Origin of the sequence: Clostridium neuense (genome assembly GCF_045310695.1) — a bacterium.
In the GTDB taxonomy this organism is placed as follows: Bacteria; Bacillota; Clostridia; order Clostridiales; family Clostridiaceae; genus Clostridium_S; species Clostridium_S neuense.
The window spans coordinates 23,369-36,659 of the sequence record NZ_JBJIAA010000020.1; the positions used below are offsets into that span (position 1 = coordinate 23,369).

The window sequence follows — 13,291 nt, forward strand, 5'->3', positions numbered from 1 at the left end:
TCAGCCCTTTTTTATATTGTATTTTGATCTAAAGAACTCATTTAATTTTTCAAGTGCAGAAACAAGCACCTGTTCTTCATCTTCATTAAGTCCCTCAATAGTGGATTTAACCATATCTGAATGGAACTTTTTATGAATTCTATAAGCTAATTTTCCCTTTCTGGTGAGTGCTATTTTCACAACTCTTCTATCTTTATCCCATCTCTGTCGTTCAACATACTGCTTTTTCACAAGGTTGCTTATTGCAATCGTAAGCGTTCCAACTGTTATTCCAAGATCGCTCGCTACCTCAGACATAGTCCTAGGCACATACATACCTATAGCTTCTATTGTGTGTATTTCTGTAATGGAAATATCGTTAAATGCACCTTCTTTAAGTGCTGTTTGCTCTATAGTTAAAATATCATTAAAAAGATCCACTAAAACCTCATTAATAATACTGATTGTTTTCTTCACATTTATCACCATTTCATTCCAATTATCATGTTCTATAAATTTTTTTCAGCATCATCTACAAGCTCTTTCATCAGTTCTGAAACTTTTACAATTTTATTGATTTTATAAGATTTAGCTCCTGTGAATACAAGTGCTTCATCAATATCCCCTTCAACAGCATTTATAAGTGCTTTTGATATACAATACGGAGTATTTTTAGGATTACATGGTTTTAAGCAATTATAGCACTTCTTAATTGCCACACCCTCATCATGAACATTCTGTATAAAGTTATTATTCAAAGCTCTTCCTGGCATGCCAACCGGGCTTTTAACTATTTTTATATCACTTTCCTTAGCATCTACAATAGACATTTTATATTTTATATCAGCATCACATTCTTCTGTTGCTATAAATCTGGTTGCTATTTGTACTCCTGACGCTCCAAGCTTTATATATTCAGCAATTTCCTTTCCTTCTGAAATTCCACCACCACATATAACAGGAATCTTCTTTCCATACTTTTCTTCAAATGGCTTTACTACTTCAATGACCTCCAAAAGTATTTCTGAAAGTTTTCTCTTCTTACCTTCCTCAAGTTCCGCTGGTTTAAATCCCAAGTGTCCTCCTGCATCTGGTCCTTCAACCACAACTAAATCTGGTATTCTTTTATGGTGCTTATCCCAAAGCTTACATATTACAGATGCTGCTTTACCTGATGATGCTATTGGAGCTATTTTTACATTACTTCCTTCAACTAGCTTAGGCAGCATAGTTGGAAGACCTGCCCCTGAAACAATCATATCTACCTTTTCATCTACAGCAGCTTTTACAAGTTCATCATAATGACTTAATGCAACCATAAGATTGACAGCGATTATTCCATTTGGACTAATTTCTCTCGCTCTTCTTATATGCTTCTTTAATGCTCTTACATTTGCTTCTAATGTATTAGTTTCAAAATCAGGTTCATCAAATCCAATTTGAACTCCCGATATAGTTCCTATTCCCCCACAATTTGCCACTGCCCCTGCTAAGCTTGAGCGTGAAATGCCAACACCCATTCCACCTTGTACTATAGGAACTTCAGCTTTTAATTCTCCAATTAATAAAGGAGGCAATTTCATTTTTATCTCTCCCTCTTAAATAGCTACCATATCAAAACTTAATTGCACATGTTTTAAAACGCTGTATTCAAAGCATGTCAATCTATTTACATTCTGAAAGTTAAGTTGGCAACACTATATTTTATATTGACAATCAAATATTTTGATAATCAAAGTATATACAAAAAGAATATTAGTGTCAACTAATATTCTTTCCAAATTATATTAATAATGTGTAACATTTAACTTACAGTTTTTTTATCTTTTACTCAGTTCAACAAGATAAGACATATTATTTTTATCAGCTAATTGTGGATTATTATAATATTTTTCATGAGTAATTTCAAGTGAAAAGTATCCTCTATAATGATTTTCATTAAAATCTTGTAAATATTCCTCTATAGGCAAATTACCTTCCCCAAGAACTAAATGACCCTTTGGTGTACCATCTACGAAATGAACGTGCGCTATTTTATCCCCAAATGCTTCATAAAATTTCCTTACACTTTCACCAGCACATGCCATAGCTCCTGTATCTATTGTGATTTTCAAATTAGGATGATTAACCATCTTCATATATTCTTTTAAGGTTGGTATATTATACACTATATGTGATTCATCGTATCTTAAAGTTTCTATTACAATAGTAACACCCTTTTCACTAGCAAATTCACATATATTTTGCACCATATCTGCCGAACGCTTTCTAGCTTCCTCCAAATTTTCTGAATAAAATGCCCATCCAGATGTAACAAGCACTTTATTGCATTCAAGTTCATTTGCTGCACGAACTGCATTTTTAAAATAATTTAGAGTTTTTTCTTTAAGATGTGGAAAACTTGTAGCTATATTATATGGCTTAGGGTTATTCTGCTCTGGAGTTATACATATTATTTTCAAATTATGTTTTTTAGACTTCTCTTTAATTTCTTTAGTGTTTTGATATAAATTGTAGTCTAAGAAAAAATGAGAATTGAAAGTCCAGAGTTCTGCATTCTTAATATTTAGCTTCTCAAGTGAAGAAAAATAGTCATCAATGGTATAAAAGCTGTAATGAGTGTTCATTCCAGAAATTCTATTAAGATCTATATTCATTTACTTCTCCTTTAAACATAAGTATCTTAAATTGTACTTAATCTAATTAATATTCAACAACTCCCATGTATCTCCTAACACTTGTTGGATGTCCCTTTACCTTTGCTAATTCCTCACGGTACAGGCATGCCATTTTATAAAATACAAATGGATTAAAATAATCAACTACATCCTTGTCTATGATATCTATTCCAAAATTTCTTGTATCTATTACCGCATATTTTGAGCCATATTTCTTTAAGAATTTTAGAACTCTTTCATCCATAACTCTCGTTCTTCCTTCATTCATAAGAAGTATATAAAGTACATCCTTATCCAGCACTTCAAAAGGTCCATGAAAAAATTCCGCAGAGTGAATATACCCGCAATTTATCCACTGCATTTCCATCAATGAACAAATAGAAAATCCATAAGCTTGAGAAAAAGATGCTCCTGAACCTACAATGTATAAAAAAGGCTCTTTTGAATATTTATCAGCAAAACTAACAGCACTATCTTTTTCTACTTGCACAGCTTTCCTTATTACACCATCTATTTTCGATAAACCATCTTTCATCTTTTCATATTCACAATAGTCCTCCTGTGCTTTAAGAAGCTCATTCATAAGTGCATAGCTTTCTCCCATAGGTTCATCCTGTACTGATATTTCATCTCCCCATGGATATACAATTACGTTAAAGGAATCACTGTTAATTTTGGACTTTTCATTATTTGTAAATACTATTACATATGATCCAAGTGATTTTGCAAGTTTAGCTGCTTCAATAGCTTCAGGAGTATTTCCACTATGACTGCATACAATAGTTATACTGTTTTTAGTAAGGGTCTTTGGTGCAGATATTACAAATTCCTTAGAAGTATAATACATTGAATGAATAGTTTTTGATTCACCTTGAATAAAATAACTCACTGGATATAGATCTACAAGAGAACCCCCACAAGCCACAAAGTAAACATCAGTTATTTTTCCTTTTTCCTCTAATATTTGATTTATTATTTTTTTTGCATCCATATTTATATCTCCTTTATAATTAAAATTTTTATGGTACTAATACCCCAGCTGCTGTTCCTAAAATTCCAACTATAGCTGTTCCCAAAAGAATGTACCCTATTTTTACTTTTTTACTTAATAGGTAATACATCAAAAAGGTAACAGCAAGAGGAAGCATCCCGGGTAAAATTTTATCAAAAACATCTGCCTGAAGCTTTATAGCTGCCTTACCTGAGCCAAACACTACAGGAGTATTAATTGTAATTAAACTTCCAGTCATAGCGCCAACTACCATCATTCCTAAGACCGAAGCTTGTTTTGAAACTTTTGCTATCAAATTGCTATCTCCTAATTTTTCAAAAAAGCTTGTTCCTGCTCTGTACCCAAATTTAAGTCCAAAATAACGCACTAGTGTACATGGAACATTGTAAATCAGCAAAAATAATATTGGTCCAAGTACATTACCCTGAAGAGAGAACGCTGCTGCTATACCTGTCGCTATAATTCTTAATGTTGCCATAAAAAGAGAATCTCCAATGGCTGAAAGAGGCCCCATTAAACTTACCTTTATATTGTTTATAGAATTAGTATCAAAATTTTTATTTTTTGCATTTTCTTCTTCCATTGCAGCTGTAATGCCTAAAACAATGGGAGCAAGTACATTGGTAATATTAAAAAACTCAAGATGTCGCTTTAAAGCTTCTGCTTTTTCCTTTTTATCTTTATAAATACGATCAATTACAGGAGTGATAGCATAACCATATCCAACTCCCATTTGGCGGGTATATTCCCAAGAAGCACCCATAGTAAAAGTTCTCCAGAACACTCTTCTTAAATCTTTTTTTGTTACTTTGGAACTATTTTTTATCTCGCTAGAAGTCTTCATCTTCTGTTTCCACCTCCATCTTTGAATTCTCATTATTCATAGTTAATAAGATGTAAACAACTCCAAATAAAGCTACACCTATTACTGGCACCTTTAAATATTCTGTAAGGAGAAAGCCTAAAAAGAAAAATGGAAGAATTTTTTTGTTCATTATCATCCTTAAAAGCATTGCAAATCCAAAGGCAGGTAATATTTCACTTGCAACAACTAGTCCATTCTGAACATAATTAGGAATATACGCTATAATAGTTTTTGCAAAGGTATTTCCAAAATAGAAGCAAACTGTAACTATTAGAATTGAAGGTAAAAAGTTAACTATAGTACCTCCCCAAAATGCCATACGAGATAACTTTTTTGAATCTCCAAGCTCAGCATACTGATCGCACTTGTGTACATACATTGGAGAAATAAAAATATAAAATACATTTTGAATGAAAAGTATTAGCATAGAAAGAGGAACTCCAAAAGTAAGTGCAGCTGCAGTTCCCTTACCAGTACTTATTGCAAAGGCTGTTCCAATAATTGCTGCAGAAGTTGTATCCTGCGGAACAGATGCTCCAATATCCTGCATGCCTATAAAAGCCAGTTCAAGATTGGCGCCAACTATAAGACCTGTTTTTAAATCTCCAAGAACTAATCCAGTGAGCGCTCCAAGCACAATTGGTCTATAAATTTGCCCTCTACCTGATAAAAAATATTCTGCATAACCAAAAACACTTACAAGAAATATGAGAAACGTTTTCAAAAGCATTTGTTTTCCCCCTCAATTTACATATTAAATTAATACTGTTTTTTTGATTCTGTAGGAACTTGCCTTAATTCTACTTCAATTCCATTTTTCTTCAAACTATCTAATATTTTTTCCTCTTCATCTGTTATATTTACTGCATTTGAAATTGCATGTGTTTTATCTGTAGCCTTTGTGCCTCCAAGATTTATACTTTTAATTTCCTGAACTCCATTAGCTAATGCAGCAGCATCTTTTATATTTTCAACTACTATAAATAGCTTATATTTATCTGTAACACCACTATTTAATGCTTTTATTGAATCATTAATGCTTTTCATGACAAGCTTAACTCCATTTGGTTTTGCAAGCTTAATTGAAGCTTTTTTTATTTTATCAGTAACAACTACATCATTAGCAATTAATATGCAATCTGCCTGCAATGCTGCTGTCCAAGCAAAAGCCACCTGTCCATGAAGCAATCTATGATCTACTCTAAGCAAACGAATCATTTTATATCATCTCCTAATCTAAATTAAAAATCTTCATCCTCAATCTGAACCTTTTGCTTGTTATAAAAAATTATACCTTTCTTACTTTCTTCAATAGCATTTTCAATGAGCTCTTCTATATTTTGAGAATTACTTATAAGAATTTCTATTACAAGCTGTAAATTCATTCCTGTTACAAGATAAATATTTTTCTCCCTTAAAAGCTTTGAAAGTTCGTTATTTACGCTTCCTCCTAAAATGTCAGTTATAATTATTATTTCATCATTCTCATCCCTTAAAAGAATTTTTTTCCTCACTTCCTCTCCTAAATCCCTGTCTTCTACATAGGCACAAATGAAATCAAGATTTTCTTGCTTGCCTAATATTTTTTCAACAGAGTATTTCATTCCTTTAGATAAATAACTATGTGATGCTAATATTATCTTTCTCATTTGCAACCTCCTTTTACGTAAAATATAAAAGAGCAAAAACCGTGCCAAATAGATGGAACGGCTTTCACTCTTTAATTCCTACATTTTAAATTTTTACTGCTTAATTATATCGTAAATGTACCCAATTTCAGCTTCATTAAAGTTGACACCATATAAATCCTCCAAGACACTGAAAGCTTTTTTAGATATTTTAATGAAATTTTGTTGACACTTTTTAAATTCGGTTAAATTTGGATAATCTAAGATAGGATTTTTTCTTATTAATCTTTCAAGTAGGCAACTTATATGGACATAAAGACTAACTTTAACTGCATTTTTTATATTTATTCCAAGTAAGTACTCAAGGTTTAATATTGACTTTTCAATTTCATTCATTACTTTTTTTGTATCCAAAATGGTTAACGAATTGATTACCTTTTCTAGTGAAAAATTTTTAATCAAATTCATGTTTATCTTCTCTATTTCTCTTTGTGTAAATATTCTCTGCAGTGAATTCATAAATTCATTTCCATTACCAGAAATTAAATCTTCAAGTGAAATAAAGCTCACTCCTTTAATACTTGGATTTTCTGTTCCCACAATTGCAATTACATTGTATATTTTAAAAAGTTCATTATTTAACTTATTGTTTTTTAAATTTGCAAAGTTACAAGAAACTACATCTACTTTTTCATCATCCTCAATACTTATAAGTATAAGCTTTTTTATTTTATTTGCAGTCCCTATACCTGTCCTACAAGTTGTTATTATAAGATTTTTTTTATCTTTAGGATAATTTACTTTGTACTGAATTTCATTTTCTTCTTTTGCTTCTTTTAAAATCTTCTCAATAGGCTGCTTTTGTAAAATCCTCGTTCCAATATCTAAAGCCATTTGAGTTGATATGTTACTTATTAAACCTATAGGCATTTTAGTATCTTTAATTACATAAGCACCTATATCGTTCAATGAACCGGTATCTACCATAAAAATTATACCTTTATTTAAAGCATTGCTTTTTATATACTTATTAACCTCATCTATTATTTCCTCCGAGGATACTTCAATTGGCATATCAAAGGCTTCAAAAATATTTTTTGAAAGAAGTCTATTTACAACATTTGATATGCTACTCGCAGTCGCATACCCATGAGTTATTATTACACCCTTTATAAAATCACTTTGTTTATCCACCGTAAGACTTTTAATATAAAATGTAAATATAATATCTTCTATATCACCTAGTCTTGTGTCAAATTTATTTTCTATAAGGTACTTTAAATCCTTTGTTAGCTTATACTCGGAAGGATATTTTGAAGCTATAAATTTCATAAGTTCTTTAATATAGTTTTTTACCCTTGAATTCATACTTAATTCATGAAATCCAAATTCATTTCTATAAATAAGATAGCTTGAAAAAGTTTTTATACTATTAGAGTATAATCTTATGTTTGAGTTTTCTGTCCAAAAATTCAAAACACTCTTAAGGTTTCTTATAGTATAGTCAACTATAATATCATTCTTTTTATGTGCATTAGAAAATATAAGTTTATCAAACAAAAGATCAATTTTTCTAAATGCATCTGATTCAAAAGATATGGAATCAATCCTATTTTGTTTTAAGTTCTTAAAGCTTCTTATTATACTTTCTATAGTTTTAATTATTAAATTAGAACTACTTCTCTCTATGTCCATAAGCTTTAATATATCTGTGTCTTTATCAATTAATACATCGTTTTCTTCTACACTGATTTTTTCATTTATATCTAGAAAATTAAATATTTCCTTAGGAATATTGCTTATCCTTATGTAAAGCTCATAAGCCCCTGGATTAGACGTATATACATAGGCACACATATATTTAATTATATTTTTAAGTTCACCAATATTTCCTGTAAACTCATGATTTAAGAGTAGATTTCTCACTTTTGAACTTATAAAAATTTTTTTGTTCAAAATGCTAGCTTCATTTCTAATAAAACTGTATATAAGCTCCAATTTTTCACTCCAGCCTCTTTCTCTTAAATCAGGAATAACAATAGATATTGGTATTCTTCTTGTAAATGTTTTAAGAAGATAGTTTTCTGATTTTTCAGTTGTAGCAAAAATAAGCCTTACTTGCGCTTTCTTAGTAATCCCATTTTCACCGAGTCGTGTAAATATCCCTTTGTCCATAAATACAAATAATTTCTCTTGACCTTCTGGATTTAATCTATGTATCTCATCTAAGAATAAAATACCTCCATTAGCTTTTTGAAGCATACCTTCTCTGTCTTTATCTGCTCCTGTATATGCTCCTTTTACGTTACCAAACAAATTTGCCGATAATAATTCTGGATTATCTGCATATTGAGCACAATTAAGCGTCATAAACGGAGCATCACTTTTTAAAATTTTGTTTGCTTTTGCGTAATCGTATACTAATGACGCTATAAAACTCTTTCCCACACCCGTAGGACCATATATTATAATTGGAAGCCCATTTGGAGGATATAATATAGAAGTTTTTAATTCTTCTATTATTGCCTTAAGGCTGCCATTATATCCTATAAGCTTCTCAAAAGGATTATCGTTTTCCTTTTTTTCACTAATCAAGCAACTCAACTTAGAATATTTATTAAAACGAGGATTAAAAAAAGCTTTAGAAAAAGCTCCCTTATGAATATACAGTACAGGCCTTGACTCTATCTTAATTAGCTTTCCCTCGTTAAAAAGCTTATTTAGATGATGGCTTACTGTATTTCTCTTAATACTTAAATTTTCACTTATATTACTTGCTGACAACTTATCAAATTTTAAATTTGCCGAAGAATCTCTAGTAATGTCCTCAATTAATTTCAAAATAGCTTCTTTTGTATCCAATTTCCCCATTTTTTCTCCTTCCCAAAAACTATTAGTTAATTAATTAATGCAAACAAATAGTATGAGAGTTAATTAAAATGTAGAATTTCAAGCATTAATTCCTTCTTCTTTTAGCTTTTTCTCCATATCCTCAAAACCTTTGAATAGTACACCATGAAGTCCAAGTTTTTTTGCTGCCTCAATGTTTATTTTGGTATCATCTATAAATACACTTTCCTCAGGTTTTAAATTATACTTATCCATTAAAGCCTTATATATCTCAGGTTCTGGTTTTAAAAGTTTAACTCTACAAGATATAATTTCTCCATCTACATTTCTTATAAAATCATATTTGCCATTTATAAATTCAAAGGCTTTTAAATGATAGTTTGAAAGCAAATATATTTTGTATCCCTTTTTCTTCATTCTCTTTAAAAATTCTGAAGTTCCCTCAACAGGCAAATGCATTTCATTCCAAGTTGCCATAACTTCCTTTATTTCATTTTCATGTTCAGGATCTCTGCTGCAATATCTATCAATTGCCTCTTCATCAGTGATTGTCCCTCTATCAAGTTCAATCCATTCCTTACTTAAAAATATATTCTTATATAAAGCATCTACTACTTCTTCATCATGAAACTTATTTTTAAGAAATTCCACCGGTGTAAACTTTAAAAGAACATTTCCAATATCAAAAATTATGTTTTTAATCATTCTGACACCCCCAAATCAGTTTATAGTTAACAGATAACAATTGACAGTTGTTTGTTGATAATTAACAGTTAATAATGATTTTTTTCCGCTAACGCTACGAAAAATTTAGGACTAATTTTTCCTAACTATCAACTACAAACTTCCAACTATCAACCCTTAACTATCCTCTATCAACTGTCAATTATCAACTGTTACAAGTTTTCTGCTATAAAATAAATTAACTTTTCACTGTCTTCCCATCCAATGCATGGATCTGTTATTGATTTTCCAAATACATTTTCTCCTATTTCTTGTCTTCCACTTTCAATGTAGCTTTCAATCATAAGTCCTTTAACCATGTCTTTCAAAACAGAATTGTACTTTCTGCTCATTAAAACTTCTCTAGCAATTCTAGGCTGTTCCATATGCTTTTTCATTGAATTTGCATGGTTACAATCTACAATTATAGCTGGATTATTAAGTTCCATCTCCTGATAATTGTTTGCAAGCTGTACCAAATTTTCATAATGATAATTAGGTATGCTTCTTCCATCAGAATCTACAGCTCCTCTTAATATAGCATGTGCAAGTGGATTTCCTTCACTTTTAACCTCCCAGTTATTATATATAAATTCATGGCTTAATTGAGCAGCCTTAATTGAATTAAGCATTACTGAAATATCTCCACAAGTTGGGTTTTTCATACCAACAGGTATATCAACACCACTTGCTGTAAGCCTATGCTGTTGGTTTTCTACAGAACGTGCACCTACTGCAACATATCCAAGCACATCTGACAAATATGCATGATTCTCAGGATATAGCATTTCATCTGCTGCTGGCATATGAAAATCTGTAAGTGCCCTTATATGCAAATTCCTTATAGCCGTAATTCCTTCTGATAAATCTGGTGCCTTGCTTGGATCTGGCTGTGACATCATACCCTTATAGCCTTCTCCTGTAGTTCTTGGCTTGTTTGTATAAATTCTTGGTACAATTATAATTTTATCTTTAACCTTTTCTTGAACCTTTGCAAGTCTTCCTATATATTCACAAACAGAATCCTCATTATCTGCGGAACAAGGTCCTATAATTAACACAAACTTATCACTTTTGCTCTCAAAAACATCGTTTAGTGCTTTAATCTTTGTTGCTCTAATTTCTGATGCTTCCTTAGAGAGTGGAATGCTTTCTCTAACCTCTTGTGGACTTGGTAGTTTCTTTTCAAATTTTAAGTTCATTAAAATAGCCTCCAGTATTTGTTTTTTGCTCATATGGTAAAATTAAACTCAATTTAAATCTATTACAGATTTTAAAATCAAATGCTACTAAAAATACTTTTGTCGCTTAAAACTTAGAAGTAATTTCACCATATAAAAATCCCCTAATCCTTTTATACTACATTTTGTAGAAATTTGCACGAATTAATTTTCGTTTATGTTCAAATTAGTTATATATTTAAACCTTACCACTTACTTTTTAATACATCCTCAAGCTTTCTAATTTCTTCTGTTTTATAATTAATCATATTCTTTAATATTTCATATGTCACTTTATGGACATCATCCTCATCTTTTACTAGTCTACCCTGGATATCTATAAATAGCGTTCTAACATCTCTTTGAAAATCTAATATATTTCTAAAATAATCCTTTGCATTAGTAAACTCTAACGAATAGATTCTTTGATTAAATTGATTTACCAAAAATGATATTCTATCATAGGTTTTGAAATCGATTTCTTCTAATTTCAATCCACATATTTCTTTTTTAGCATCTTTATAATACTTTAAATTCTCATACGCTTCCTTTATAACAACTTTAGATATTATTTTAGCATATGGTTTATTTTGATTCTCTTCCTCTATTTTTTCATACGCACTTATTCTTTTACTTAATATTTCTATTGCTTTATCAACTATATCTATAATACTGTATCCCATAATCATTCCACCTTGTACTTTATGTATGTGTATAAATAACAATATATAGCATAAGTTAACATAATGCAAGTGTATAAAATTTACAGTATTTAATTATATTAAAATATCTAGTTCTACTTTTTTAATTTTTTGTACCTATCCAAAAAACACTTCAAATATAAAATTCTTTGTTCTATATCAACTTTCCAATCATCAAGCTGATTAAGTCCAGCATCTGTAATGCTATAAATTTTTTTTGCAGGTCCTGTGCTAGTTGTATCCCATGAAAATGTAACTGCATTATCCTCCTCAAGCTTCTGGAGAGCACGATATATAGCTCCTTGGTCACATTGAAAATTTGGCACCTTTTCCATAAGTGAATTATATATTGCACCACCATGAGCTGCTCCTTCAGCCAATGTTAACAAAATAAAAGCAGGCAGATGACGGGATTGTTTTCTTTTAATAGGCATAAAACCTCTCCTTTTGTTCATATTTTAATGACATTATATTACTTAATGCATCTTTTATCAAATAATACATTAGTGCTATTGACACTATTCAAAAATAATTGTATGCTAATAGTGTTAATTACACTATAGTGTTTTATATTTGACATGTTTTATTTTTACGTAACTAATTAAGGAGGGCTTTATGTTTACTATCGGATTATATATCTTAGTTTTTATTTTATTGATAATGTCTCTAATTAAAAGTCGTAAAAAAACGCTGCTAGCTATTAAAAAAGCATGGAAATTCTTTGAAAACATTCTACCATTATTTCTCTCAATACTATTTATTATTGGAATAATGCTCGCTGTTTTAAGTCCACAATTTATTTCAAAAATACTTGGTAAACAATCAGGTATAGTAGGTATACTATTAGCTGCTGTTATTGGATCCTGCACTGTAATACCTGGTTTTGTCACATTCCCATTAGCAGCCACATTATTAAAAAGTGGTGCTGGTATGCCTCAAATAATCATGTTTATATCAACATCAGTAATGGTAGGCGTTATTACAATTCCTCTCGAAGCAAAATATTGGGGCAAAAAGGTCACATACACCAGAAACTTTCTTGCCCTTATGTTTTCTTTTATAATTGCTTTTATGATGGGAGTGTTGATAAGATGAAAAAAACACTAAAAAGATATAGAGTATTTGGATTGATACTAATAGTTAATTTAATTTTACTATTAATAAAACCTTCTCTTGGAATAGCTTCATTAAAAGGAACAGAAGATAGTCTAAAGGAACTACTTGCAATTATGCCACCGGTTTTTCTTTTAATGGGACTTTTAGACGTTTGGATAGAGAAGGATACTATGATAAAGCTTATGGGAGAAGGTTCAGGATTAAGAGGCATGCTTATTGCTTTTTTATTAGGTTCATTTGCCGCTGGACCAGTATATCTTTCATTTCCTTTTGTTGCTGTTTTGATGAAGAAGGGAAGTAAATTTTTCAATGTGTTAATTTTTATAGGTGCATGGTCCGCCACAAAAATACCTATATCCCTATTTGAAGCATCTGTAATGGGCTGGCGGTTTATGCTTACTAGATACATGATTGATATACCTGCCATTATATTAATAGCATTTATTACTGACAAAACAATATCACAGCAGCAAAGAGAAAGCATCTATAAGCATGCAGAAAGCGTAAATTAAATCTATA

At 30.6% G+C, this 13,291-nt stretch carries 15 protein-coding genes; 2 read left to right on the forward strand and 13 right to left on the reverse strand.

Annotated elements, in window-relative coordinates:
- The 13 genes from ACJDT4_RS20050 to ACJDT4_RS20110 all read right to left on the reverse strand — a co-directional run bounded on the left by ACJDT4_RS20050 (nt 1) and on the right by ACJDT4_RS20110 (nt 12,090).
- Nucleotides 1–456 carry a MarR family winged helix-turn-helix transcriptional regulator gene (locus tag ACJDT4_RS20050; protein ID WP_406789382.1) on the reverse strand — a complete coding sequence of 152 codons (456 nt, stop codon included), beginning with the start codon at nt 454–456 and terminating at the stop codon, nt 1–3.
- A gap of 32 nt (nt 457–488) precedes the next feature.
- A complete protein-coding gene (locus ACJDT4_RS20055) occupies nt 489–1,562 on the reverse strand; it encodes an NAD(P)H-dependent flavin oxidoreductase (protein ID WP_406789383.1) in 1,074 nt (357 codons plus the stop codon).
- Between the two features lie 237 nt (nt 1,563–1,799).
- Nucleotides 1,800–2,636, reverse strand: coding sequence for a sugar phosphate isomerase/epimerase family protein (locus ACJDT4_RS20060; RefSeq protein WP_406789384.1), 837 nt, complete (start codon nt 2,634–2,636; stop codon nt 1,800–1,802).
- 46 nt (nt 2,637–2,682) lie between these two features.
- Nucleotides 2,683–3,648, reverse strand: a complete 966-nt coding sequence (locus ACJDT4_RS20065) for an SIS domain-containing protein (RefSeq protein WP_406789385.1) — start codon at nt 3,646–3,648, stop codon at nt 2,683–2,685.
- Nucleotides 3,649–3,676: 28 nt separating this feature from the next.
- On the reverse strand, nt 3,677–4,513 hold the full coding sequence (locus ACJDT4_RS20070; RefSeq protein ID WP_406789386.1) for a PTS system mannose/fructose/sorbose family transporter subunit IID: 837 nt from the start codon (nt 4,511–4,513) through the stop codon (nt 3,677–3,679).
- Nucleotides 4,500–5,264, reverse strand: a complete 765-nt coding sequence (locus tag ACJDT4_RS20075) for a PTS mannose/fructose/sorbose/N-acetylgalactosamine transporter subunit IIC (protein WP_406789387.1) — start codon at nt 5,262–5,264, stop codon at nt 4,500–4,502. Before ACJDT4_RS20075 ends, ACJDT4_RS20070 begins: the two co-directional genes overlap by 14 nt.
- A 29-nt stretch (nt 5,265–5,293) precedes the next feature.
- On the reverse strand, nt 5,294–5,752 hold the full coding sequence (locus ACJDT4_RS20080) for a PTS sugar transporter subunit IIB (protein WP_406789388.1): 459 nt from the start codon (nt 5,750–5,752) through the stop codon (nt 5,294–5,296).
- A 23-nt stretch (nt 5,753–5,775) separates the two neighbouring features.
- Nucleotides 5,776–6,183, reverse strand: coding sequence for a PTS sugar transporter subunit IIA (locus ACJDT4_RS20085; RefSeq protein WP_406789389.1), 408 nt, complete (start codon nt 6,181–6,183; stop codon nt 5,776–5,778).
- Nucleotides 6,184–6,276: 93 nt separating this feature from the next.
- Nucleotides 6,277–9,033 carry a sigma-54-dependent transcriptional regulator gene (locus ACJDT4_RS20090; protein WP_406789390.1) on the reverse strand — a complete coding sequence of 919 codons (2,757 nt, stop codon included), beginning with the start codon at nt 9,031–9,033 and terminating at the stop codon, nt 6,277–6,279.
- Between the two features lie 78 nt (nt 9,034–9,111).
- On the reverse strand, nt 9,112–9,717 hold the full coding sequence (locus ACJDT4_RS20095; RefSeq protein ID WP_406789391.1) for an HAD family hydrolase: 606 nt from the start codon (nt 9,715–9,717) through the stop codon (nt 9,112–9,114).
- 191 nt (nt 9,718–9,908) lie between these two features.
- The gene (locus ACJDT4_RS20100; RefSeq protein ID WP_406789392.1) at nt 9,909–10,937 is read right to left on the reverse strand and encodes a 3-deoxy-7-phosphoheptulonate synthase; all 1,029 of its coding nucleotides are present in this window, start codon (nt 10,935–10,937) and stop codon (nt 9,909–9,911) included.
- Between the two features lie 224 nt (nt 10,938–11,161).
- A complete protein-coding gene (locus tag ACJDT4_RS20105) occupies nt 11,162–11,638 on the reverse strand; it encodes a hypothetical protein (protein ID WP_406789393.1) in 477 nt (158 codons plus the stop codon).
- Nucleotides 11,639–11,751: 113 nt separating this feature from the next.
- Nucleotides 11,752–12,090 carry a helix-turn-helix transcriptional regulator gene (locus ACJDT4_RS20110; RefSeq protein WP_406789394.1) on the reverse strand — a complete coding sequence of 113 codons (339 nt, stop codon included), beginning with the start codon at nt 12,088–12,090 and terminating at the stop codon, nt 11,752–11,754.
- A gap of 181 nt (nt 12,091–12,271) precedes the next feature.
- On the opposite strand from ACJDT4_RS20110, the gene ACJDT4_RS20115 reads away from it, so the two are divergent.
- A complete protein-coding gene (locus tag ACJDT4_RS20115; protein ID WP_406789395.1) occupies nt 12,272–12,751 on the forward strand; it encodes a permease in 480 nt (159 codons plus the stop codon).
- The gene (locus tag ACJDT4_RS20120) at nt 12,748–13,284 is read left to right on the forward strand and encodes a permease (protein WP_406789396.1); all 537 of its coding nucleotides are present in this window, start codon (nt 12,748–12,750) and stop codon (nt 13,282–13,284) included. The genes ACJDT4_RS20115 and ACJDT4_RS20120 overlap by 4 nt, the downstream gene beginning before the upstream one ends.
- Nucleotides 13,285–13,291: the final 7 nt, after the last annotated feature.

Bases quoted from the DNA above. Each gene is read 5' to 3' on its own strand.
- ACJDT4_RS20055 (WP_406789383.1), bottom strand. From the start codon at position 1,562: ATGAAATTGCCTCCTTTATTAATTGGAGAATTAAAAGCTGAAGTTCCT.
- ACJDT4_RS20060 (WP_406789384.1), bottom strand. From the start codon at position 2,636: ATGAATATAGATCTTAATAGAATTTCTGGAATGAACACTCATTACAGC.
- ACJDT4_RS20065 (WP_406789385.1), bottom strand. From the start codon at position 3,648: ATGGATGCAAAAAAAATAATAAATCAAATATTAGAGGAAAAAGGAAAA.
- ACJDT4_RS20070 (WP_406789386.1), bottom strand. From the start codon at position 4,513: ATGAAGACTTCTAGCGAGATAAAAAATAGTTCCAAAGTAACAAAAAAA.
- ACJDT4_RS20075 (WP_406789387.1), bottom strand. From the start codon at position 5,264: ATGCTTTTGAAAACGTTTCTCATATTTCTTGTAAGTGTTTTTGGTTAT.
- ACJDT4_RS20080 (WP_406789388.1), bottom strand. From the start codon at position 5,752: ATGATTCGTTTGCTTAGAGTAGATCATAGATTGCTTCATGGACAGGTG.
- ACJDT4_RS20085 (WP_406789389.1), bottom strand. From the start codon at position 6,183: ATGAGAAAGATAATATTAGCATCACATAGTTATTTATCTAAAGGAATG.
- ACJDT4_RS20090 (WP_406789390.1), bottom strand. From the start codon at position 9,033: ATGGGGAAATTGGATACAAAAGAAGCTATTTTGAAATTAATTGAGGAC.
- ACJDT4_RS20095 (WP_406789391.1), bottom strand. From the start codon at position 9,717: ATGATTAAAAACATAATTTTTGATATTGGAAATGTTCTTTTAAAGTTT.
- ACJDT4_RS20100 (WP_406789392.1), bottom strand. From the start codon at position 10,937: ATGAACTTAAAATTTGAAAAGAAACTACCAAGTCCACAAGAGGTTAGA.
- ACJDT4_RS20105 (WP_406789393.1), bottom strand. From the start codon at position 11,638: ATGGGATACAGTATTATAGATATAGTTGATAAAGCAATAGAAATATTA.
- ACJDT4_RS20110 (WP_406789394.1), bottom strand. From the start codon at position 12,090: ATGCCTATTAAAAGAAAACAATCCCGTCATCTGCCTGCTTTTATTTTG.
- ACJDT4_RS20115 (WP_406789395.1), top strand. From the start codon at position 12,272: ATGTTTACTATCGGATTATATATCTTAGTTTTTATTTTATTGATAATG.
- ACJDT4_RS20120 (WP_406789396.1), top strand. From the start codon at position 12,748: ATGAAAAAAACACTAAAAAGATATAGAGTATTTGGATTGATACTAATA.